Origin of the sequence: Flavobacterium sp. (genome assembly GCF_031409475.1) — a bacterium.
Lineage (GTDB): Bacteria > Bacteroidota > Bacteroidia > Flavobacteriales > Flavobacteriaceae > Flavobacterium.
In genome coordinates this window covers 17,268-40,449 of sequence record NZ_JANNXH010000043.1, presented here as the reverse complement: position 1 = coordinate 40,449, position 23,182 = coordinate 17,268, and the positions used below count along the sequence as shown (strand labels likewise).

Annotated in this window: 19 protein-coding genes; 5 read left to right on the top strand and 14 right to left on the bottom strand. The window is 33.1% G+C overall.

Annotation, left to right across the window (positions count from 1 at the left end):
• Positions 1 to 12: 12 nt before the first annotated feature.
• The 3 genes from RMO53_RS07915 to RMO53_RS07905 form a co-directional block, all read right to left on the bottom strand.
• Positions 13 to 2,046: a tetratricopeptide repeat protein gene (locus RMO53_RS07915; RefSeq protein WP_310379459.1), complete on the bottom strand. Its 2,034-nt coding sequence runs from the start codon at positions 2,044 to 2,046 to the stop codon at positions 13 to 15.
• A 106-nt stretch (positions 2,047 to 2,152) separates the two neighbouring features.
• Positions 2,153 to 2,410 carry a 3-oxoacyl-ACP reductase gene (locus RMO53_RS07910; protein WP_310379458.1) on the bottom strand — a complete coding sequence of 86 codons (258 nt, stop codon included), beginning with the start codon at positions 2,408 to 2,410 and terminating at the stop codon, positions 2,153 to 2,155.
• A gap of 175 nt (positions 2,411 to 2,585) precedes the next feature.
• Positions 2,586 to 3,422 (bottom strand): LytTR family DNA-binding domain-containing protein, encoded by an 837-nt coding sequence (locus tag RMO53_RS07905; protein WP_310379457.1) that lies wholly within the window; start codon positions 3,420 to 3,422, stop codon positions 2,586 to 2,588.
• A 423-nt stretch (positions 3,423 to 3,845) separates the two neighbouring features.
• Here RMO53_RS07905 and RMO53_RS07900 point away from each other — a divergent pair, with 423 nt between their 5' ends.
• Entirely contained in the window at positions 3,846 to 4,376 is a 531-nt protein-coding gene (locus RMO53_RS07900; RefSeq protein WP_310379455.1) for a DUF3575 domain-containing protein, read from the top strand.
• 52 nt (positions 4,377 to 4,428) lie between these two features.
• On the opposite strand, the gene RMO53_RS07895 is transcribed toward RMO53_RS07900, so the two are convergent.
• Complete coding sequence (locus RMO53_RS07895) at positions 4,429 to 5,970, bottom strand: glycine--tRNA ligase (protein ID WP_310379453.1); 1,542 nt, start codon at positions 5,968 to 5,970, stop codon at positions 4,429 to 4,431.
• A 96-nt stretch (positions 5,971 to 6,066) separates the two neighbouring features.
• Between RMO53_RS07895 and RMO53_RS07890 the strand changes: the two genes are divergently transcribed.
• Both RMO53_RS07890 and RMO53_RS07885 read left to right on the top strand, forming a co-directional pair.
• A complete protein-coding gene (locus RMO53_RS07890) occupies positions 6,067 to 6,750 on the top strand; it encodes a ComF family protein (RefSeq protein WP_310379452.1) in 684 nt (227 codons plus the stop codon).
• 138 nt (positions 6,751 to 6,888) lie between these two features.
• Complete coding sequence (locus RMO53_RS07885; protein ID WP_310379450.1) at positions 6,889 to 8,553, top strand: Ig-like domain-containing protein; 1,665 nt, start codon at positions 6,889 to 6,891, stop codon at positions 8,551 to 8,553.
• A gap of 1 nt (position 8,554) precedes the next feature.
• Here RMO53_RS07885 and RMO53_RS07880 read toward each other — a convergent pair whose 3' ends face one another.
• The 6 genes from RMO53_RS07880 to RMO53_RS07855 form a co-directional block, all read right to left on the bottom strand.
• A complete protein-coding gene (locus RMO53_RS07880; protein WP_310379626.1) occupies positions 8,555 to 9,304 on the bottom strand; it encodes a nitrilase family protein in 750 nt (249 codons plus the stop codon).
• Positions 9,305 to 9,512: 208 nt separating this feature from the next.
• Positions 9,513 to 10,259, bottom strand: a complete 747-nt coding sequence (locus RMO53_RS07875; RefSeq protein WP_310379449.1) for a succinate dehydrogenase/fumarate reductase iron-sulfur subunit — start codon at positions 10,257 to 10,259, stop codon at positions 9,513 to 9,515.
• A gap of 77 nt (positions 10,260 to 10,336) precedes the next feature.
• Entirely contained in the window at positions 10,337 to 10,615 is a 279-nt protein-coding gene (locus RMO53_RS07870; RefSeq protein WP_310379447.1) for a four helix bundle protein, read from the bottom strand.
• Between the two features lie 122 nt (positions 10,616 to 10,737).
• A complete protein-coding gene (locus tag RMO53_RS07865; protein WP_310379446.1) occupies positions 10,738 to 12,738 on the bottom strand; it encodes a fumarate reductase/succinate dehydrogenase flavoprotein subunit in 2,001 nt (666 codons plus the stop codon).
• A gap of 12 nt (positions 12,739 to 12,750) precedes the next feature.
• On the bottom strand, positions 12,751 to 13,419 hold the full coding sequence (locus RMO53_RS07860; RefSeq protein ID WP_310379444.1) for a succinate dehydrogenase cytochrome b subunit: 669 nt from the start codon (positions 13,417 to 13,419) through the stop codon (positions 12,751 to 12,753).
• A 155-nt stretch (positions 13,420 to 13,574) separates the two neighbouring features.
• The gene (locus RMO53_RS07855; RefSeq protein ID WP_310379443.1) at positions 13,575 to 16,205 is read right to left on the bottom strand and encodes a sialidase family protein; all 2,631 of its coding nucleotides are present in this window, start codon (positions 16,203 to 16,205) and stop codon (positions 13,575 to 13,577) included.
• A gap of 281 nt (positions 16,206 to 16,486) precedes the next feature.
• Here RMO53_RS07855 and RMO53_RS07850 point away from each other — a divergent pair, with 281 nt between their 5' ends.
• Positions 16,487 to 17,779, top strand: coding sequence for an aminopeptidase P family protein (locus tag RMO53_RS07850; protein WP_310379442.1), 1,293 nt, complete (start codon positions 16,487 to 16,489; stop codon positions 17,777 to 17,779).
• A gap of 328 nt (positions 17,780 to 18,107) precedes the next feature.
• Entirely contained in the window at positions 18,108 to 18,890 is a 783-nt protein-coding gene (locus tag RMO53_RS07845) for an alpha/beta fold hydrolase (protein ID WP_310379441.1), read from the top strand.
• A gap of 13 nt (positions 18,891 to 18,903) precedes the next feature.
• Here RMO53_RS07845 and RMO53_RS07840 read toward each other — a convergent pair whose 3' ends face one another.
• The 4 genes from RMO53_RS07840 to RMO53_RS07825 form a co-directional block, all read right to left on the bottom strand.
• Complete coding sequence (locus tag RMO53_RS07840; RefSeq protein ID WP_310379438.1) at positions 18,904 to 19,116, bottom strand: hypothetical protein; 213 nt, start codon at positions 19,114 to 19,116, stop codon at positions 18,904 to 18,906.
• 47 nt (positions 19,117 to 19,163) lie between these two features.
• Positions 19,164 to 19,679 carry a hypothetical protein gene (locus RMO53_RS07835; RefSeq protein WP_310379437.1) on the bottom strand — a complete coding sequence of 172 codons (516 nt, stop codon included), beginning with the start codon at positions 19,677 to 19,679 and terminating at the stop codon, positions 19,164 to 19,166.
• A 2-nt stretch (positions 19,680 to 19,681) separates the two neighbouring features.
• Positions 19,682 to 20,107, bottom strand: coding sequence for an META domain-containing protein (locus tag RMO53_RS07830; RefSeq protein ID WP_310379435.1), 426 nt, complete (start codon positions 20,105 to 20,107; stop codon positions 19,682 to 19,684).
• Positions 20,108 to 20,384: 277 nt separating this feature from the next.
• Positions 20,385 to 23,147: a PD-(D/E)XK nuclease family protein gene (locus RMO53_RS07825; RefSeq protein WP_310379433.1), complete on the bottom strand. Its 2,763-nt coding sequence runs from the start codon at positions 23,145 to 23,147 to the stop codon at positions 20,385 to 20,387.
• Between the last annotated feature and the right edge of the window lie 35 nt (positions 23,148 to 23,182).

The window sequence follows — 23,182 nt, the reverse complement described above, 5'->3', positions numbered from 1 at the left end:
TTTTTTGTGGGGTTATATATTTTGTTCGAATGGGACAGTGACAGTTATTATTGTTCCTTCTCCTTTTATAGATTTAATTTCAAACGTTCCTTCACATTCATTTGTTCTAGATAGCATGTTTTGTAAACCAATTCCTTTTTTTGCTCTGTTTACATTAAATCCTATTCCATCATCGGTGATTGTTAAAAATAAATCAGTGCCTTCTTTTTTAAATTCTAATTTTATATTTTTAGCAAAGGCATATTTATTAATATTTTGTAATGATTCCTGAACGATTCTGTATAAATTTATCTTGACCGTGTTTCTTACTAATTCCCATTTTATACCCAAATCTATATTAGAAACTAGTTTTGATGTAAATGTCTTTTTTTGCTCTTCTAATAAGTTGTCTACAATGGCAACGAAGTTATTAATTAATTCTGATTTTTCCCTATTCAAATCATGAGAAATTTCTCGAATATCTTGTTCAATACTTTTTAACTCTGATAAATAGTTGATTCTTTCTTGCTTTGCGTCTTTGTCGTGCAAGTTATTTAAACTATCAAGGTTCATTCTGACCCCAAACATCCTTCCTAAAACACCATCATGCAATTCTTGGGCTACTCGTTTTTTCTCAATAATTCGTATGCTTTCTACATTGCTTTGCTGCGAAATCATAAGACTATAAATTTCTTCGTTGACTTTTTGTTGCTCTCGTTTGAATTGCAATTCTCTGGTTTTAGATTTTTGTACTCTTATAATGTATAAAAATAATCCTAAAATAAAAATCGATCCAGCTATGTAAACCAAATTTCTATTTTTGACCTCTAAATCTTCATTTAGAATTTTTATTTCATTAGTTTCATACTCAATACGAGAGAATTTCTCTGCAACATTACGATCTGCTTTTTGCAAACTGTCATTAATATGGATGTACAATTTAGAATATGCAGCTTCTCGTTTTGGGTCAATAATGGCTAATCGCTTCAACGGCATCAAGGCATTCCTTAAATTTTTCGAAGTTTGAGCATCTTTAAGTGCTTCTTTAGAATAGCGTATGGATCTTGCGGTATCCTTTCTGGAACCATAATACTCGGACAAGTGCATTTTACTTACTATAACTGCTGTTGATAATTGCAAACTGTCTCTTAATTTTAGAGCTTGATAAAACAAACCGGGCAATCCTTGTGATTGATTGAGTTTTAATCTGGAATACCCCAAATTATCGAGCATCATAGCATATACTTCGGGCTTGTAAACCATCAACTCTTTTTTCTGGACTAATCCCAATTGAAAATAGGGAATAGCTTCCTTATGTTTATTCATGTTTAGGTAAATCATTCCTGTGTTGTTCAACGATGTTACTCTTGCTTGAAATTCAATGGGTGTGTTTGCATCTATACTGGCTAAAGCTTTGTTTTGGTATTCAATTGCTTTGTCAAATTCCCCCAACTCATTATAAATAATTCCAAGTAAATTGAGTATTTCATAGACTAATTCACTTGTTTTTTCTTCTCTTAAAACACTCAAGGCTTTGATGGCGGATATTTCACTACCCGAAAAATCGCTTTGATTGAATTGCAGGTTCGCTTTATTCAATCGTGTTCGCGCTAAATTATAATTATCCTTTAAGGTATTGAACATTTTTTCAGCTTTGAAATAATAACTAAACGCGCTGTCTGGAACAGCTTGTGTTTGGTAATAATCCCCAAGATAGGTATACGCTTTTGCAATTTTCGCAGTATCCTTAATGCTTTCTGATTTTTCAAGAACTAGATTTACGGTTTCTTTGTACCCTTTCCAGTCGTTTAAGTTGTAATAGCGGTTGGCAACTTTAAATAAATTGACTCGCCCTACTGAATCATTAGGTTGATTGATGACTGTAATATACGCTTTCTGAGTATATTCGGCTCTTTGTTTTTCGGTCAAATTATAATCGCTGGCTTTAGTCAAATATAAAGACAGGCTGTCTTCTGATATTGCAGTAGTTGAATTTGCATCGTTTTTCTTGGTACAAGCCCAAAAAAGGAACAGCAACAATACTATTATGTAGTAGGTTTTTTTCAATAGTAGTTCTTGAATTGCATCAAAAATACTAAAATAAAATGAGTACCATAAAAAAAGGCTACCAAAATTGATAGCCTTTCATAATATTTATAAAAAGTTTAATGATTTATTCTAAACTTCTGTCAACTTTTTTATTTCCTGTACTTGAAGATGCAGCATAACGATCTATTTTCTTGTTACCTGTACTTGAAGAAGCTGCATAATAATCTGTATCTATTTTTTTGTTTCCTGTACTTGAAGAAGCAGCATATTCAATTACTGCTTTGTTCTCTACTTTAATGGTAGTTGTATTTTCTGGAGTAGTAAATGAAGTCAATATCATTACTAAAGAAAATAATCCGAATGTTAAAATTGCTTTTTTCATAACTTTATGTTTTTAATTAATTTGGGTTTCTGTTTGTTGCATGACCGTTGCTTATTGCTGAATCACATGGTAAAACTACATAGCATCTCTCTAATTTTCTTACAAAAAAGGGCGTTTTTGGTAGAATACAGCCGTCTGATAGTGAATGACCGTCAAATTTGGGTAAATGGATTTTTTATATTTCTAGATAATTGCCATTTGCAAAATCAGAAATAATAAGATCCACGTTTTCTTTATAGGATTTAGAAAACGGAAGTTTAGTTGTGGTGTTTTTAATGTAGCAAACAGCGTTTCCGGTATGGATTCTAGAGATATATTCCCTATTTATAATGTAGCTGTTATGAATTCGGATAAAAGGATTTGGCAAAACACTTTCAAAATGTTTCAAGGTTTTAAAAGCGGTAATCATTTCGCCATTGTTTAAATGGATATCCGTTGAATTATTATCGGCTTGAAAGTAACAAATATCTTTTGCGTCTATGTATCTATAATCACCATAGGATTTGATGCATAATAATAAGGACTGCTCAACTGATGCAACTTGTTGTTGAACTACAATTGTGGGTTCTTGTTCTAAGGTGGGTTTTGGTTTTTCACTTGGACTCACAACTTGAGCAACAACAACCTCTGTTGTGTGATTTGATTTGTTTAGTTTTAAAAGCGATTTAACAACCTCTATTCGGGCTAATGGTTTTAATAAATAATCCGCTACTTCATATTGTATGGAATCAAAAGCCAATTCTTTTTTAGAGGTAGTAATTATAATTTTAGGGATTACATCTAAATAGCGATACAATTCATTGATGAGTGCCAATGATAAATTACTCTTTTTGTCCGTTGGGTCAATTTCTAGGAAAACCAGTTTTGGAGCGTGTTCAAGAATAAGATTTAATCCGTCAGCATAATTATTTGCCGATGCTATAAAAGTAAGCTCCGAAAAACTATCAGCTATGGCTAATGTTTTTAGAACACTTTCTTGATCGTCGTCAATTACAATGTACGAATAATTCATCAATGGCTTTCCTATTTGTTAGGCATAGCATTAGATGATCAAAGTGTTGCCGCTTTGAAATATTAAGAAATCGGGTAGTTTTGGGAAACTAATTAAATAAAACATCTCTTTTTTATTAAAAAATGCTTTTTTAACATTCTAAAAATACATATTTACTCTTATTTACATGCAGGTTGTTAATAGAAATTTATCAAATGTTAATAGAATTTGTTGAACTGCATATTAATCCGACAAATCACATTGGTTTATCCTAAAACTGTATTTTTTTTCTGCTTGTAAATTCTAATATTAAGAAAATATAAAGTAAAAGCCTTACAGTTGTTTATTATTTGTAAGAGATAAAGTATAAATCCAAAATGTTAATTAACAAATGCAAAATAGATTTTCTACAAATTTATCCTACATTTGAAAAAAAATATTTTTATGAAAAAAACACTACTGATTTTGTTTTTGACATTTTCTGCAATTGGCAACAGCCAAGAAAAATCAAAATCTGAAACATTAAAAAACGAAATTAAAGTAAATGCTTTGTTTCTAGTATTAGGAGCTGTTGAAGTTACCTATGAACATTTGCTCAACCAAGATACAGGATTGGGTATTTCATTCTTTGTAGTAAATGAAGAAGATTTTGATACTAGTTTCAGTTTAACACCTTATTACCGTGCTTATTTTGGGAAAAAACCAGCTGCTGGATTTTTTGTTGAAGGTTTCAGTATGATTAGTGCCGGGAAATACGGTAGTTCTTATAATTACGATTATAACACAAATACTAGTTATTATATTGACGGAAAAAAATACACTGACTTTGCACTAGGCTTTGGCGTAGGCTCAAAATGGATTCACAAAAGAGGATTTACTTTTGAAATAAATGCTGGCATTGGTAGAAATTTATTTAATGACTACAGTCCTGAAGTTATTGGTCGTGGCGGGATAACACTGGGTTATCGATTTTAAAACTAAAAATGCTTCTCTGATGAGAAGCATTTTTTATAGAATTGAATTGTGATTACATTTTCATCAACCAGTTTTTCATTGAAACTTCATTTTCAATAATCGATTTCAAATCTGCAATAGCTACACGATCTTGTTTCATTGTATCTCTATTACGAATGGTTACGGTTTGATCTTCGATAGTTTGATGATCTACAGTGATACAAAAAGGAGTTCCTAGCGCATCTTGTCTTCTATAACGTCTTCCTACTGCATCTTTTTCATCATAAGCTACATTGAAATCCCAACGCAAATCTTCGATGATTTTGTGTGCAATTTCTGGTAATCCATCTTTTTTTACCAAGGGAAATATGGCCGCTTTTGTTGGTGCTAATACCGAAGGTAATTTCAAGACCGTTCTGGTTGAACCGTCTTCTAATGTTTCTTCTTTTAGAGAAGTTGCAAAAACTGCCAAGAACATTCTATCTAATCCTACCGAAGTCTCTACAACATAAGGAACATAATTTTGGTTCAACTCCGCATCAAAATACTGTAGTTTTCTACCAGAATATTGTTCGTGCGCTTTTAAATCGAAATCAGTGCGAGAGTGAATTCCTTCTAATTCTTTGAATCCAAAAGGGAAATTAAACTCAATATCCGCAGCTGCATTAGCATAATGTGCCAATTTTTCATGATCGTGAAAACGGTAATTTGCTGCACCTAAACCAAGTGATAAATGCCATTTTAATCGAGCCGTTTTCCAATGTTCGTACCAAATCATTTCGGTCTTTGGTTTTACAAAATATTGCATTTCCATTTGTTCAAATTCCCGCATGCGGAAAATGAATTGTCTGGCTACGATTTCGTTTCTAAACGCTTTTCCAGTTTGAGCAATCCCGAACGGCACTTTCATTCGTCCTGATTTTTGAACATTCAAAAAATTGACAAAAATACCTTGAGCGGTTTCTGGTCGTAAATATAAATCCATTGCTGTGTCTGCAGAAGCACCTAATTTAGTACCAAACATCAAGTTGAATTGGCGTACTTCGGTCCAATTTCTAGAACCGGTTTCAGGACAAGCAATTTCAAGTTCTTCGATTAATGCTTTTACATCTTCAAGATTCTCGTTGCCAAGCGAACGAGCCATTCTTTCTAGAATTTCTCTTTCTTTGGCTTTGTACTCAATCACTCTAGCGTTTGTGGTTACAAATTCTTGTTCGTTGAAAGCATCTCCAAAACGAGCACGGGCTTTTTCGATTTCTTTGATTGCTTTTTGATTTAGCTTTTCGGCATAATCTTCAATCAAAACATCAGCTCTGTATCTTCGTTTAGAATCTTTGTTGTCTATTAATGGATCATTAAAAGCATCTACGTGACCTGAAGCTTTCCAAGTTGTTGGGTGCATTAATATTGCGGCATCAAGTCCAACGATGTTGTCGTTCATTTGAACCATGGCTTTCCACCAATATTCTCGTATGTTCTTTTTTAATTCGACTCCGTTTTGTGCATAATCATAAACTGCGCTTAAACCATCGTAGATTTCGCTAGACGGAAAAATAAATCCGTACTCCTTTGCGTGCGAAATTACATTCTTAAATAAATCTTCTTGTTTTGCCATAGTGGTGCAAAAATATAAAAAGTGAAGTTAAAAAAAAGGAATTACTTGAAGATTGAAGCATTGATTTGCTTATTTTTATAAATAAAATGACTTTTTATGTTCAAAAACTTCATCAATCTTTTTTTTCCTCCCGTTTGTTCAGGCTGTGAGTCCTTTTTGTTAACCAATGAAAATGTGATTTGTACACTTTGCAGACATAATATCCCACTGACAAACCATCATTTGAATCCAGAAAACGAAGCTTTCAAGAAGTTTTACGGACGAATTCCCGTTGAATATGTATCAGCGTTACTTTATTTTCATAAAAAAGGCATTGTTCAAGAACTAATACACAGTCTAAAATATCGTGGGCATCAGGAAATAGGAACTGTACTTGGCGATTGGTATGCCGAAGATTTGAAGGTGATAGAACTCATAAAAACTATAGATGTGATTATTCCTGTACCAATTCACAAGAAACGGCTTCGAGAAAGAGGCTATAATCAAGTAACGAATTTTGGCTTATCCTTATCTAAAAATTTAGATGTTCCTCATAATGATTCGATTTTAAAAAGAAATATCTACTCCAAAACTCAATCCAAAAAAAATTTTCTTGGAAGGACTGAAGGAATCGATACCATTTTTGATGTTACATTTACCGAGAAAGACTACAACAAACATTTTCTCTTGATTGACGATGTTATTACAACAGGCTCAACTTTAGATGCTTGTTCCCATGCGTTGCTTAAAATTCCTGGCGCAAAAATCAGCATTGTATGTATGGCGATGGCGCATAGTTAGATTTTCTAAAATAGCAGCACTGTCAGGGTTTATCCCGAGGCTTCGGGACTAACAGGGTTAATAGACTAATAATTTCATAAAAATTTCAATTAGAGTAAATATAATTGTTATTTTGTAGCTTCTAATTTCTTATTCATTATGTTGAAAAACAATTTTAAATATATTCTGTTTTTACTGGTATTGGCACTATTTGGCTGTGCCAAGAGAGGAACAATTACTGGAGGTTTGAAAGATACTCTTGCTCCCGTTTTAAAAGTAAGCTTCCCTAAAAATTTTAGCACTAATTTTAAAGGGAACGAAATAAAATTGACATTTGACGAATACATCAAACTTAAAAACTTAAATAAGCAATTGATTATTTCGCCTCCAATGAAGAATGGGCCATTGATTTTGCCTACAAATGCGAGCAAATATCTGACCGTAAAAATAAATGATACACTACAACCCAACACTACTTATAGTTTTAATTTTGGACAAAGTATTGAGGATAACAATGAGGGAAATCCGTACAGTCAGTTCAAGTATGTTTTTTCAACCGGTGCATATATAGACTCTTTATCGATTGAAGGAACTGTGAAAGATGCTTATAACAAAGAAGTAGAGTCATTTGTTTCGGTAATGCTCTATGAAGTGAATGATTCGTTTAAAGACTCTGTGGTTTATAAAGAAAATCCAAGATATGTTACCAATACGTTAGATAGTTTGAAAACGTTTAAATTAGAAAATCTAAAAGCTGGAAAATACCTATTGGTGGCAATGAAAGATTATAATAACAATAATAAATTTAATCCAAGCGAGGATAAAATTGGGTTCAACAAGCAGTTTATTACAATCCCAAATGATACGCTATTTGAATTAAAATTATTTAAAGAAGTATTGCCTTTTGCTACTTACAAACCTTTTCAAGTGTCAAAAAACAGATTGATTTTGCCTTATGACGGAAAAGTTAAAAACATTGAAATAGCACTCAAAAATGGAGCTATAGTTTTACCTACAATTAGTACTCAATTGCCTAAAAAAGATTCGCTACAAGTGTGGTTTAATCCACTTAAAGCCGATTCGTTATCAATAGGAATTGTAAAAGACAAATACAATCAAAGTTTTACATTTAAGATTAAAGATCAGAAAAAAGACTCCTTGAATATTAAATCCTTGCAAAATGGAATTTTAAATTTTAGAGAGCGATTTACTTTAGAAACCAATACACCATTGACTAAATTTGATAATTCAAAAATAAAACTCATTAACAAAGACTCCACAAGCATAGCTTTTAAAACGGAGTACGATGATTTTAACCAACAATTATTTTTTGATTTTAAGAGAGAACCATCCGAAAGTTATACTTTTAAGCTCATGCCTGGTGCGTTGACTGATTATCTAGAACAATCAAATGATACACTAACCTTCAAAGTAATTACACGAAGTCTAGCCGATTATGGGAATCTAACCGTAAATCTAATCAATGTAAAACGATTCCCTGTAATTGTAGAATTGACCAATGATAAAGGTGATGTTATCGCTACTGGATCCCGAAGCATCGGGACTGAAAAAAGTACTTCCATAGATTTTAATTTACTAGAACCCGCAGTATTTTCAATACGAGCAATTTACGATGACAATAAAAACAACTTTTTTGACACGGGTAATTATTTAGAAAAGCGCCAAGCAGAAGAAGTAATTTATTTTTCGAAAGGAATTGATGTACGAGCAAATTGGGATGTGGTTCAACCTTTTGATTTAAGTATACCTTATTCTCCCGAACCAAAAAAGAAAGTTGTAAAAAAGAAAAAAACCACGTATTAAATTAGTCACGATCAACCAGGAAACCTAGCTTTTTTCGTGTTTCTAGCATCCTATTTTTATCTAATTCTGTAATAAAAACACCTTCTATTTCTTGAGGTTCAACATTGGAATTTCCCAGATAATCAACCACTTGTGAATGCCCAGTATATTCTAAATTGTTAGTGTCAATTCCTATTCTGTTCACGCCAATAGTATAACACATATTTTCGACAGATCGTGCTTTAAGCAAAATATCCCAAGCATTTACGCGTGGTTTTGGCCAATTGGCAACGTAAATCAACATGTCGTAATCTTCGATATTTCTAGAAAAAACCGGAAAACGCAAATCGTAACATACTAGTGGGCAAATCTTCCAATCTAAATAATCAACAATCAATTTTTGATTTCCAGAAGTATACACTTTGTCTTCTCCAGCCAAGGTAAATAGGTGTTTTTTGTCATACTGTTTTATTTCCCCATTTGGAAAAACAAAAACCAATCTATTGTAGAAATTGTTGTTTTCTTCGATTACTAAACTTCCAGTAATCGCACAATTCTTCGCTTTCGCCAAAGATTGCAGCCACAATATGGTTTCGCCTTGCATGGTTTCGGCGACAGGATTTGGATTCATTGTAAAACCTGTTGTAAACATTTCGGGAAGCACAATTAAATCAACTTTTTCAGTAATAGCATTGATTTTTTCTTCGAAATTGTTTCGATTTGCGATTGGGTTTTCCCAGAATAAGGAAGATTGGATTAGTGCGATTTTCATTTTATTCCCAATTAAATTCTTTTCTGTTTCGAACTGTCTTTTTAAATCAATGCTTTTTCCAAAATTGTTTTGAGAAAAAAGCAAATTTAAAATTAATGAACCTATAATAATGATTCTCATAACCTTGTTTTTTATAAAGATAAAAAAAACGCATCCAAATCTATGAGTGCGTTTGAGATTCTTCCTTCGTCAGAAGGACAAAAAGGGATTATCCTTGTAAACTTGCGCTCAAATATTCTCTGTTCATTTGTGCGATATAATCTAATGAAATTCCTTTAGGACATTCCACTTCGCAAGCTCCAGTATTGGTGCAGTTTCCAAATCCTTCAGCATCCATTTGTGCAACCATATTTAAAACTCGATCGGTAGCTTCAACTCTTCCTTGTGGTAGCAATGCGTATTGAGAAACTTTGGCAGCTACAAATAACATAGCCGACGAGTTTTTACAAGTCGCAACACATGCTCCGCAACCAATGCAAGTGGCAGCGTCAAAAGCTCTGTCTGCATCTTTTTTTGGAATTGGAATTGTATTGGCATCTACTGGATTACCAGACGTATTTACTGATACAAATCCACCTGCTTGCTGAATTCTGTCAAAGGAACTTCTATCGACTACTAAATCTTTTATAATTGGAAACGCTTTTGCTCTAAAAGGTTCGATATAGATTTCATCTCCGTCTTTGAACATGCGCATGTGCAATTGACAAGTTGGTATTCCTCGATCTGGCCCGTGCGCTTCTCCATTGATAAAAAGAGAACACGAACCACAAATTCCCTCACGACAATCGTGGTCAAAAGCAACTGTATCTTCCCCTTTTTGAATTAAATCTTCGTTTAGAATATCTAACATTTCTAGAAAAGACATATCGCTTTCAATACCATCAACAAAATAGTCAACAATTTTTCCTGTAGATTTAGCATTTGGCTGACGCCATATTTTTAATTTCAGTTTCATAATTTATGTTATGTGTTATACGTTAAGAGTTAAACGTTAGAAGTAAAATAAAAAGTTATAATTTAAAATTTTTATAACTACTCCATTTTGGTCTTAACTAAATAATTAATATATCCATTTATAATCGCTTTGGTTCTTTCAAACCGTTCTCTGAATTGTTGTAACAAATCTTCATCAATATAATTTTCATCTCTCGCAGTAATTACTTGATTTAATGATTCGCACAATGAACCTCTAGCAGTTCTACAAAATTGAATGTTTTCTTGATAGTGAAATCTGCCATATTCCTCAGCTATATTATCACTTACAGATCTTGAAGATCGTCTTAATTGACTAGTTAAAGCATATTTTTTCATCAACTGAAAATTTAGGTATTATATTTTGCGCAACAAATATTCTTAATTCTCTTGCCGCTTTCCAACATTCTAAATCTTCAAATGACTTTAATGAACTCATAACCTTTAACTCTTAACTTATTTTACTTATAACTACGAGTTACTAATTTAATATTTTCGTATACCAATGGTTCTTTGTGCAAAACCGCATCACTAGGTTTTCCTTTGTATTCCCATGCGGCAACATAAGCGAAATTTTCGTCGTCACGTTGTGCTTCTCCATCTTCGGTTTGGTATTCTTCACGGAAATGTCCTCCACAAGATTCCTTGCGGTGTAAAGCATCTTTTGCAAACAACTCGCCTAATTCAAGGAAATCTGCAACCCGTCCTGCTTTTGCTAATTCTGGATTAAAACTATCAGCAGTTCCGGGCACTTTGACGTCTTTATAAAATGCTTCGCGCAAAGCAGCAATTTCTTCAATGGCTTCAGTCAATCCTTTAGCATTTCGTGCCATACCCACATTATTCCACATTATTTTACCTAATTTCTTATGAAAATAATCAACGGATTTTGTTCCATTATTGTTTATAAATTGCTCTATTTGAGCTTTTACCTTTTTCTCTGCTTCGACAAATTCAGGCAAATCGGTAGATATTGGTCCTGTTTTAATTTCTGGAGCTAAATAATCTCCAATGGTATACGGTAACACAAAATAACCATCGGCTAAGCCTTGCATTAGTGCCGAAGCACCTAATCTATTGGCGCCGTGATCAGAAAAATTGGATTCTCCAATAGAGAAACAACCCGGAATTGTAGTCTGTAAATTATAGTCGACCCAAGTTCCGCCCATTGTGTAATGCACTGCAGGGTAGATCATCATTGGAGTTTTGTATGGATCTTCGTCAACAATTTTCTCATACATTTGGAATAAGTTACCATATTTATTAGCAACAACAGCCACTCCTAAATCGATGATTAATTTAGCATCATTAACATCTAAGCCTTTTACATAAGCTTGCTCTTTTCCGTAACGTTGTATTGAGGCAGCAAAATCTAAATAAACTGCTTCACCTGTTTTATTTACTCCAAAACCTGCATCACATCTTTCCTTTGCAGCTCGAGAGGCAATATCACGGGGAACAAGATTTCCAAATGCAGGATAACGTCTTTCTAAATAATAATCTCTTTCTGATTCCGATAAATCTGTTGGTTTTTTCTTTCCATCACGAATGGCTTGAGCATCTTCCAATTTTGCTGGAACCCAAATTCGACCGTCATTACGCAATGATTCTGACATTAATGTCAACTTCGATTGGTGATCTCCTGAAACAGGAATGCAAGTTGGGTGAATTTGTGTGTAACAGGGATTGGCAAAAAAAGCTCCTTTTTTGTGAATTTTCCAAGCTGCTGTAACGTTACTTCCCATTGCATAGGTGGAAAGGAAAAACACATTTCCATAACCTCCAGAAGCAATAACTACAGCGTGCGCAGAATGTCTTTCAATTTCTCCCGAGACTAAATCACGTGCAATAATCCCACGTGCTTTTCCATCAACTACTACTAAATCTAGCATTTCATGGCGTGCGTGCGATTTTATTTTGCCACGACCTATTTGACGATTCATTGCAGAATAGGCTCCAAGTAATAATTGTTGTCCGGTTTGACCTTTTGCATAAAATGTTCTGGCTACCAATGTTCCTCCAAAAGAACGATTGTCTAGTAATCCGCCATATTCTCTAGCCAACGGAACGCCTTGCATTACACATTGGTCAATAATATTAGTCGAAACTTCGGCTAAACGGTGAACGTTTGCCTCACGAGAACGATAATCGCCTCCTTTTATAGTATCATAAAACAAACGGAAAGTAGAATCTCCATCACCTTGATAATTCTTAGCCGCGTTAATTCCTCCTTGTGCAGCGATTGAGTGTGCACGACGAGGAGAATCTTGAAAACAAAATGTTTTTACATTGTATCCTAATTCTGCCAAAGTTGCAGCTGCAGAACTTCCAGCAAGTCCAGTTCCTACAACGATAATGTCAATATTACGTTTGTTAGCTGGATTTACTAAATTAATATGATTTTTATAATTTACCCATTTGTCCGAAATTGGACCACTAGGAACTTTTGAATCTAATGCCATTATAATTAAATATTAAATATGATTAAAATGATGAAATAATGCAATAAAAATAAACCCAAAAGGAATCACTATTGCGAAAGCATATCCCAATTTATGTAATGATTTTGAATATTTATTGTTGAACCCTACCGATTGAAACGAAGAATTAAAACCGTGCCACAAGTGCAACGACAAAAGCACAAATGCAATACAATATATAGCTGTACGAACAGGAGTTTCGAATTTATGAACTAGTTCTTCATAATATCTCGTTTCATTAATAGCATTTACATCAATATATTTATAGGTCATTTCTGCAAACCAAAAATCATACATGTGCAACAATAAAAAAGCCAACACTACCACTCCGGAAATAATCATATTTCTTGAAGTCCAAGAGGCATTTGCTGCACCGTTGTAATTTGCATACTTAATTGGTCTAGCACTTCTGTTTTTTATATCTAAAACAAAACCCATTACGAAATGAAAAATAACTCCCGCAATCAAAATGGGCTGCATAACGAATTGAATTAATGGATTATAACCCATAAAATGAGACATCGCATTATAATTTTCGGCACTAAATACCGAAACAAAATTGACGAAAAAGTGTAATGATAGAAATGTAATCAAAAAAAGTCCCGAAAGTGCCATCGCTACTTTTTTTGCTATTGATGATTTCAATATTGAAGAGTTTGCCATAATATAATTAATGATTTATTTTGAATAAGATTCACAAAAATAATGCATTTTAAAAAATATTGCAACCTTGTGAGGCTTATTTATATTCAGTTTAAAGTATAAAGCATAAGAATTGAAATACGCTTTTTTCATTTTAAAAATGCATCTCTCTTTTTTTATTTGGATGCTAAAATTTCAAAATCTGTTACTGTCTTTTCTGTCCCTTTTTGAATACTAATTTTATATTTTGAAACGGGAAGATAGTTTTTGCCGTTTTCAGCAATCTTTATTTTTACATCTTTGTTTTTTAAATTCCATTTGTTAGCGGCTTCTTGATTTAATGAAAGGTCGTAATCGTATTTATTTAACCCGTTACTGCATTTTATATTTTGTGTATATACAACCTCCTTTTGGTCGTTTACAATTTGTAAAATAACCTCAGAATCTGAATTAGAATAAAACCAAATTTCAGCTTTAGGTTCAAAAGGTTTTCCCCAAGTTCCTCGTTTTTCTCCCCACTTATCCCATTTTTTTATTTTGGTTACTTCAAACACATTGATGCTTTTATTAAGCATTTCGGTGTTTAATTGTTGTACAAATGCTATACTAGTTTTATAAATAGAACGTCCGTGTGTACCTACAATTAAATCTTTTGCTTTTTTCTGGATTACTAAATCGTGAACCGCAACATGAGGAACACCCATTGAGAAATCGTTCCAAGTCGCACCTTTGTCAAGAGAAATATAAATACCATTATCTGTACCCACATATAAAATATCTTGATTTAAATTGTCTTCGACTATAACATTTACCGGGCTTGACGGTAAATTATTTGCTGTATTTTTCCAGGTTTGACCATAATCCTCAGAAACATAGACATAACTCGTGAAATCATCGTTTCGATAACTATTTAAAGTTGCATATACACGCTCCATTTTATGAGATGAAGCAAATACTCTAGAAACCCATAAATTTTTAGGTAGATTATCGGATATTTTACTCCAAGAATTTCCACCGTCTTTAGAAACATGAATTAGACCATCGTCGCTTCCGGTATAAATCAAACCAAATTGAAAAGGGCTTTCGCTAATTGTGGTTAATGTGCCATAAGCTACATTTCCTTCTCTTTTACCATTCGTTAAATCCCCTGAAATGGAGCTCCAAGTATCGCCTTGATTCATAGATCGGTGTAAAAAATTAGATCCAAAATATACTATATCTTGATTATGAACTGATAATAATATAGGCGTTTGCCAATTGTATCTGAATGGGTTTTCTCCTTTTTTACTTTTTGGAGTAATATAGATTTCTTTATTATTTGCTCTATCAATCCTGTAATATTCCCCATATTGAGAACCTGTATATACAATTTTCGAATTTCTTTTGTCTATTTGAATTTGCATTCCGTCACCACCAGATAATCTTTCATAAGGATACTTCCCTTCTCGAAGCCATTCTGGAGATTCTTGATAATTACTTGGTCCAACCCAAACTCCATTATCTTGCAAACCACCGTAAACATTATACGGTTCTTGTTCATCTACATTTACAGCGTAAAATTGCCCAACTGCATTACTATTACAAGTTATCCAATGTTCTCCATTATCGTATGAAATATTCACACCACCATCATTACCATTAATAATGTGATTTGGATTTTTAGGATTTATCCATATTACATGGTGATCGGCATGAACATTGTCTTTATCTATAATTTCTGATGATTTTCCTCCATTATCTGAAAATAAAAGCGGAACACCTGTTAAATAAATTCTGTCTTGGTTTGATTTATCTACTGTTATATCACCAAAATAATATCCGTAAGTATAATACAAACCGTCTAAATAATTATTGTTTGTTTTTTTCCAAATTTTACCTCCATCTATAGATTTGTAAATTTCAGCACCTATGACATCGGTCTCGAAAAGTGCGGAATTTGCATCTTTTGAAATATTAGTTTTAACCGAAGGTTTCTTGTTTTGATTGTCTAAAACAGCATAAACTATATTTTCATTAAATGCCGTGATCCCTATTCTACCAACGTTTTCGTTATTGGGGAAACCACTTTCCTTTGTTGATAATAATTGCCATGTGTTGCCAGAATCTGCACTTTTATAAATCCCAGAATGTATTCCGTTGCCTTTAAAATTATAAGCTTTACGCTCTTTTTGCCAAGAAGTTACATATAAAATTGCAGAATTATCTGGCGCAACTGTCATATCTATAACTCCAGTTTCATCGTTTATGAACAGCGTTTGTTTCCAAGTTTTACCTCCATCGGTAGTTTTAAAAACTCCTCTTTCTCTGTTTGTTGTGTATAAATGACCTACTACACTTACAATTATTTCGTTTGTATTACTAGGATTTATTATTATTTTACTAATATGTTGACTGTCCAAAAGCCCTTTGTTTTCCCATGTTTTTCCTTTATCAGTAGACTTTAAAAGCCCAACTCCTGCATAAGAAGATCGCGAGGAATTAACCTCTCCAGTTCCTACCCAAATCGCCCCCGATTTCCAATCAACTGCAATTGAACCACAGTTTAGAGTTAAAGCAGAATCCATTACTGGTGTAAAACTTGTTCCATTGTTGTTCGTATACCATAATCCACCTGAGGCATAAGCTACGTAAAATTCGATAGGGTTTTCTTCATTTACATCAATGTCAACAACCCTTCCGTTCATGATTGTTGGTCCAATGTTCTTAAAAACAACATTTTGAAAAAGAGATTGTGTTACTGTAGATTGAGCCTGAAGTGAAATAAAACTTTGGAATAATAAGACCAAAAAAAGAAGGGTTTTTTTCATAATTATTTTTTTTTAAAATTAATACTAAAAATAGTTATTAAAAAATTTATTGCGAAAATAACATCCAATTACTGTTAAAGTTGCTATTTTTGAATATTCCAAGTGTGAAAAACTAATTATTAGGAAGTCGCCACTAAAAACAAGTTTGCGTAAGTAAATAAAATTCACTGAACACCGATAAAAATAAAGTTTAGTGAATTAAACACCAATAAATAAAAAGGCTCCAACATATCCGCCTGTCGGCAGACAGGTTTGACCACTAACAAATAAATTTTACAGATATGAAATACCATCAAATCGATCGACAACTTTATATTAAAAATCGCGCCAAATTTGTATCTCAAATGAAGCCAAAAAGCGTGGCGGTTTTTAATTCAAATGATATTTATCCTGTTTCTGCCGATAGCACTTTGCCTTTTGCACAACACCGAGATATTTTATATTTAACAGGTGTGGATCAAGAAGAAAGTATTTTGTTGCTTTTTCCAGATGCGCCTTATGAGAACCAACGAGAGATTTTGTTCCTCAAAGAAACCAGCGAACACATTGCCGTGTGGGAAGGCGAAAAACTAACCAAAGACCGCGCTTTTGAAGTTTCCGGAATTAAAACGGTGTACTGGTTAACCGATTTTGAGAAAATTCTCAACGAAATGATGACGTATTCGGAAATCATGTACATCAATACTAACGAGCATTATCGTGCTTCTGTTGAAACCGAAACCCGTGAAGCACGCTTTGTAAAATGGTGGAAAGCTAAATATCCTGCACATCAAGTGGCGAAAAGCAATCCGATATTACAACGCAATCGGTCTATAAAGGAAAGTGAAGAACTGGATTTAATCCAAAACGCCTGTAACATCACCGAAATGGGTTTTAGAAGATTATTATCCTTTGTAAAACCAAATGTTATGGAGTATGAAATCGAAGCCGAATTGATTCACGAATTCGTCAGAAATCGTTCCAGAGGATTTGCCTACACACCCATTATTGCTTCGGGGAATAATGCAAACGTGTTGCATTACATCGAAAACAACCAACAATGCAAAGCTGGCGATTTAATCTTGCTTGACGTTGCCGCAGAATATGCTAATTATTCTAGCGATATGACACGTGTAATTCCAGTTTCAGGGAAATTTACCGAAAGACAAAAAGCGGTTTATAGTGCTGTTTTAAAAGTTAAAAACGAAGCTACTAAAATGCTTATTCCAGGAACATTATGGAAACAATATCATGTTGAAGTGGGCAAAATCATGACCTCAGAACTGCTCGGTTTGGGATTAATTGACAAAGCCGATGTGCAAAACGAAAATCCAGATTGGCCAGCTTACAAAAAATATTTTATGCACGGAACGTCGCACCACATGGGTTTAGACACGCACGATTACGGATTATTACACGAACCCATGCAAACTAATATGGTTTTTACCGTAGAACCCGGAATTTATATTCCCGCCGAAGGTTTTGGAATTCGAATAGAAGATAATGTAGTGATTCAGGAAAGTGGCGAACCGTTTAACTTAATGCGAAATATCCCGATTGAAGTGGACGAAATTGAGAGTTTAATGAATTCTTGATTTAGAGAAAAGAAAATAGACTAATAGATGATAGACGGTTTGCAGGAATGTGAGCCGTTTTTTATACTTCATTATACACCAAGTTGTCCTGCTGACAAAGGAAGCATCTCATTATGAGATTCCTCATGCTTCGGAATGACAAGTATATGGGTTTTTATACTTCATTATACACCAAGTTGTCCTGCTTACAAAGGAAGCATCTCATTATGAGATTCCTCATACTTCGGAATGACAAGTATATGGGGATTTGTAAAGTAAATCAGTATTAATATCTTTTACTAATTTGGTTTAAAAATTTTAATTCTATTTTTGTTTCAAGTTTAAACCGATGAACCAACTCCTCTACAAAAACACAAAAATCTCTTATTCCAATACTGGAAAAGGAACCGCTGTGGTTTTACTTCACGGTTTTCTTGAAAACCAGAAAATGTGGCAGGATTTTATTCCTGAATTGAGCAAAAAAAACCGTGTTATAACTATTGATTTATTGGGTCATGGTGAAACAGAATCTATGGGTTATGTGCATTCTATGGAAGATAATGCTGCGGTTGTTCACAAAGTTTTGCATGAATTGCGGGTTCGAAAAGTGATTTTTGTAGGACATTCTATGGGCGGTTATGTGGCTTTGGCTTTCGCCGAAATGTATCCTGATTCTATAAAAGGAATGGTTTTATTGAACTCAACTTCTCTCGCTGATAGTGATGAAAAGAAAAAAAACAGAGCTCGAGCTATAAAAATGGTAAAAAAAGATTATACCAGCTTTGTGCGATTGAGTATTGCTAATTTATTCAGCGAAGACAATAGAGAAAAACGTACTACTGAAATCGAAAACACAAAAATCGAAGCTTTAAAAACCCCTTTGCAAGGCATAGTTGCTTCGCTCGAAGGCATGAAAATTCGCAAGGATAGGAATCTGATTTTGCACACAACTTCGTATCCAAAATTGCTGATTTTAGGTAAAAAAGATGGGGTTTTGAACTATGAAGAAAATGTGAAACAAATAGAAAATACTTCCGTGAAATTAGTCACTTTCCCAGACGGACACATGAGTCATATTGAAAATATAGAAGAATTAAAAGTGGTTTTGAAGGATTTTTTGAAGAAAGTTTAGTCTGTTGTTAAACTCATTCTCCACCAAATATTGAAATCCCATTTTCTTGCAAAACATAGCCTTTCCAGCTTATTAGTGTGTAACCCTCAAATATCCAATTTCCGTGTTTTGATTTTGTTAGAACAATCCCTTTGTTGTTTTTTGGCAAAAAAACTTCGGCTTTTGAATTATCAGAATTGAATAGTAAATAGGCAACACTTTTATTGTCTTTAGCTCCTTTTGTCAAGCTATTTAACTTGATTTTTAGTGTATTTAAATCAATACTTGCTTTGCTTATTTCTGAATAGGAACTTCCGCTTTTAAACTGGTGTTTTTTTTTTGATTGTCGCAATCTGATTTTAATAATGGCATTTTTGAATCAAAATTTAAACTACTTACGCCTTTAAAAGTAGTTCCGTTAGTATTGAGTTCGCCATAACCTTCGATAAGTTTATCGTTTTCTAATTTGAAAGCAACTTGTCTTGTTGACGTTTTTCCTTCAGAATTAAAAGTGTAAGTTGCTATTAGTAAATCTGCTTTAATTTCACCTATAAAACTACCCGTGTTTTTGTCTTTTTCAGACAATGAATACGATAAATTTCCTGAAATAGGCGTCTTGTTTTCAGTAACTTCTAACGTGATATTATTTTTCTCGTCATCATATACATAACAACCTATTTCAAGTTTGGCAGCAACTATTTCTTGAGTAACTTCTTTTGGATTAGAATTACTGGTTTCTGCTTGTTGTTCTTTGTTTTTACAGTTTGCAAATACTAGTAGTACAAACGATAGTGTTACTATTTTTTTCATAATTATTTAATTTTTTTAAATCGCATCATTGCTACACCGTCAACCATCAGGTTGAGTTTGTTTTCTTTGTCGATAGCGTAGTTATTTACTTTTTTTATTGTTTGTAAAAAGGCATTTTCTCCGCCACCTTCACAAAACATCATTGTCGTAATACCTGGTTCGCCAAATGAAATTAAGTTTCCGTTTAGTGTATATTTAGCCGAATATCCATTACAACTTGCTGTTCCACTTACCTGATTTGTGGCAGAATCAAATGTGATTCGAGGCTTTTTGTCTGGATACAATCCTTCAAATGCAATTCGTGAACCTGATATATAATCCAACTCCCAAGTTATACCAGATAAATCATCGGTTTTGGTGATTTTTGTTGTTGCGCATGCACTAATTAAAAAAGCTAGAATAGCAATTACTGGTAAATTGTTTTTCATTTTAAGATTTTTATTTAAACTATTTTTTTACTTTTTTTTTAAAAATATTGAGCTTAGTGATAAATATACAATTAATATGCAAACAATTAAAAAAATTAAATAAAACTTTTGCGCATCCAATTTCTGCAACATTACTGATTGTATAGGGATAAAAACAAGAAAAGTAACCTCTTTTAATTTCAAACACAGATTAAATTCTTGGATATCAAAGTCGGATTATGATTATTTTGAACTTAAAATCCTCGATTTATGTATAAATTTTAATTTATTAAAAATATTAAACCTTTTCCTCAAAAGGGATATTTACATCCAAAATTTCACTTAACAACAAAACAATTTGTTCTAAATACTCATTTAAAATATCCGCTGTTATTATTTCGGTAATTTCTTTATCTTCTTTGAAATTAAAAGGCAAAAATCCTGATTTTAAGTTTTTGAACGAAATAATTCCCGCTTGAATTGGTTTGCCATTTGCTTCATTTTCATACATAAAAGCATACGCCAAAACCTGAATAATTTTTTCGTTTTTAATATCTTTGGTTAAGCCTGACCATGATTTCAAAGTGACATTCGTCTTTTCGACCTTACCCGTTTTATAGTCTATGATTCTAATGTTTCCATTTCGTTCCTCGATTCTGTCAACATTTCCTTTTATCATTACTGGAAACGGTAAATCAGGATGGTTTAAAGTGCGCTCATAAGTTTGCTCCAATGCAATAATCTTTATAGCATCACCATTTTTTATACTTTCTAATTCCACTTTCAAGAAATTAGAGACATTGCGCTTCGCTACTTCAAAAGCTAATAAGTTGCGCCCTTTTTTGATTTCGCCTTCTTTATAAATCAGTTTGAATTGTTTTAAAACTTCATCGTCTAAAAGTTTAAAACATTTTAAAATAGCAGTCTCGGAAATAAATTTTCCTACAAAAGGCTGGTATAAAACCCTCAAAGTTTCATGAATAATAGTTCCTAGAGTGTTCAAAGCAATATTCTCTTCTACTTCTTCGGTTTCTCGAATGCGTAAAATCTTTTGGAAATAAAACTGAATTGGATTTCTGATGTAACTTGTCAAAGCAGAAGGTGAGAATCCTTTATCGGCGATTTCCTTCAAACGAATCATTACACTTTCTGACTTCGGAATGCGCATTGGTTCATAAGCTTTTTCGGGTAAAACAGCATTGTAAATTTCGTGAGATAAATTGTGGTTGGATTGCTTTTCTACTTCTAATTGGGTAATGAAACGGCTTTTTTCTCCAGCATCTATACCTTCGCTTTCGGTATTATAAATCAAATAAATATTTTTGGCTCGTTGTAATAAATGATAGAAATGATAAGTGTAAATGGCATCTTTTTCTTTGAAAGTAGGCAATCCCAATTCTCTTTTTATATCATACGGAATAAATGAATTCATGGATTTTCCGGCTGGAAATTTGCCTTCATTCATTGAGGTAACAATCACAGTTTCAAAATCTAAAACACGGCTTTCTAGAACACCCATGATTTGTAAACCGTTCAATGGTTCTCCTTCAAAAGAAACTTCGGCGAGATCAATTACTTGTTTATAAATGGCATAAAGAGTTTCTATTTTGTCAATATGTTTGTGTTTTGAATAGTAGTTAATTAGCTTATTGATGACCTTGAAAATAGCAAAAATAAAGGCTTTTGTTATTTTTTCTTCATGATTATTATTGCTTAAATTCGTTTTAAGCATAACTAATAAACTCGATAAGGTTTCTAAAACCGCACCCGAACCGTTTTCCCATTTTTGAAATAGCAAAGTGAATAATTCGCTTTGGCTTTCATTGATTTCAAAAAGTTTTTTATGAGTAATAAACGTATAATTGTTTTGATTAATAGTATAAACTAAATTATTAGTATTTGCATAAGACTCAACCAAAGGATGCGTAAGAATATCAAGCACATCTTTGTAATAAAACACATAACTCGAAGCGTTTCTTGACAAGGCATTGGTGTGCATTTTAAACAATTTTGCAATCAAAATTTGTGCTGGATTGTTCTTACTGGAATATCCCATAGTAATGTTTAAGGCACCAACTGTAGCGGGTAAAGCATATAAAAGTGGCACTAATAAACTCTCTTCTCCAAGTACAACTGCAACTTTATCTAGAGTTGCAATTGGATTATCAATACTGATTTTTTCGATAATACTTCCTGCAATTTTAGCTTGCCCAATACTTTTTGGCGTACCAATAACTTGAATGTTTTTGGATTTTGAAAAATCGTCAACAATCCATTCAAAAGGATTGGATTTGTAATGTTTCCAACTGTCTTTGAAACGTCTTACAAACAAACCCGCATCATGGTATTTGTCGTATAGAAACGCTTGATCTATATCCCAAAATATTTTGGCTTGCTCCGAAGTGATAAGGTGCTGAATTATTTTTTCTTCGGCAGCATTCAACGCATTAAATCCTGCAAATACAAAAGTTTTTCCTTGTATAGAATCTGAAAAACGAATGAGATTATTAACGGCTTCGCGGTAAATTAATCCTTGATAACCAATTCCTTTACCCAGTAAATGAGCATAAAGCGATTGGTAATAATGTGGTAATAATTTCCAGAAATCAATGTATTTTTCGAGCAATGGAGTTTTGTTTTCGACTTCTATACCCCATTTTTTGATGTCTTCAATATCTTTTAGATAGGACAAAACATGTAAAGGTTCTAACAAATAGCGGTCTATTTCATTGAAATCCTGTAGCAATGTTTTTGCCCAATTGGCAAATAATTCAAATGATTGTTGATTGTTGGCATCTGTAATTGACAGATACACTTGATAAAATTCAAACAATAATTCTATTGGGTCAATGGCACGAACGCCAGAAACTTCCTGTACAAAATCTTCAATGCTAATTATTTCTGGGGAAAATATGTTATTTGCAACTTGTTTTTTTAGTGCTTCTATCAAAAATATTTTGGCCCTCTTGTTTGGCAGAACGACAATTGTGTTAGATAACTTATCTTCATAATTATCGATTAAAACCGTTGCTATCCTATCTAAAAAAGAAGTGTTTGTCATTTTATAAATATAAAAAAAACGCCTCAATAAATTGA

What these genes read in the sequence shown, in the direction of transcription:
- RMO53_RS07910 (WP_310379458.1), bottom strand. Translation starts at nt 2,410, where the DNA reads ATGAAAAAAGCAATTTTAACATTCGGATTATTTTCTTTAGTAATGATA.
- RMO53_RS07905 (WP_310379457.1), bottom strand. Translation starts at nt 3,422, where the DNA reads ATGAATTATTCGTACATTGTAATTGACGACGATCAAGAAAGTGTTCTA.
- RMO53_RS07900 (WP_310379455.1), top strand. Translation starts at nt 3,846, where the DNA reads ATGAAAAAAACACTACTGATTTTGTTTTTGACATTTTCTGCAATTGGC.
- RMO53_RS07895 (WP_310379453.1), bottom strand. Translation starts at nt 5,970, where the DNA reads ATGGCAAAACAAGAAGATTTATTTAAGAATGTAATTTCGCACGCAAAG.
- RMO53_RS07890 (WP_310379452.1), top strand. Translation starts at nt 6,067, where the DNA reads ATGTTCAAAAACTTCATCAATCTTTTTTTTCCTCCCGTTTGTTCAGGC.
- RMO53_RS07885 (WP_310379450.1), top strand. Translation starts at nt 6,889, where the DNA reads ATGTTGAAAAACAATTTTAAATATATTCTGTTTTTACTGGTATTGGCA.
- RMO53_RS07880 (WP_310379626.1), bottom strand. Translation starts at nt 9,304, where the DNA reads ATGAAAATCGCACTAATCCAATCTTCCTTATTCTGGGAAAACCCAATC.
- RMO53_RS07875 (WP_310379449.1), bottom strand. Translation starts at nt 10,259, where the DNA reads ATGAAACTGAAATTAAAAATATGGCGTCAGCCAAATGCTAAATCTACA.
- RMO53_RS07870 (WP_310379447.1), bottom strand. Translation starts at nt 10,615, where the DNA reads ATGAAAAAATATGCTTTAACTAGTCAATTAAGACGATCTTCAAGATCT.
- RMO53_RS07865 (WP_310379446.1), bottom strand. Translation starts at nt 12,738, where the DNA reads ATGGCATTAGATTCAAAAGTTCCTAGTGGTCCAATTTCGGACAAATGG.
- RMO53_RS07860 (WP_310379444.1), bottom strand. Translation starts at nt 13,419, where the DNA reads ATGGCAAACTCTTCAATATTGAAATCATCAATAGCAAAAAAAGTAGCG.
- RMO53_RS07855 (WP_310379443.1), bottom strand. Translation starts at nt 16,205, where the DNA reads ATGAAAAAAACCCTTCTTTTTTTGGTCTTATTATTCCAAAGTTTTATT.
- RMO53_RS07850 (WP_310379442.1), top strand. Translation starts at nt 16,487, where the DNA reads ATGAAATACCATCAAATCGATCGACAACTTTATATTAAAAATCGCGCC.
- RMO53_RS07845 (WP_310379441.1), top strand. Translation starts at nt 18,108, where the DNA reads ATGAACCAACTCCTCTACAAAAACACAAAAATCTCTTATTCCAATACT.
- RMO53_RS07835 (WP_310379437.1), bottom strand. Translation starts at nt 19,679, where the DNA reads ATGAAAAAAATAGTAACACTATCGTTTGTACTACTAGTATTTGCAAAC.
- RMO53_RS07830 (WP_310379435.1), bottom strand. Translation starts at nt 20,107, where the DNA reads ATGAAAAACAATTTACCAGTAATTGCTATTCTAGCTTTTTTAATTAGT.
- RMO53_RS07825 (WP_310379433.1), bottom strand. Translation starts at nt 23,147, where the DNA reads ATGACAAACACTTCTTTTTTAGATAGGATAGCAACGGTTTTAATCGAT.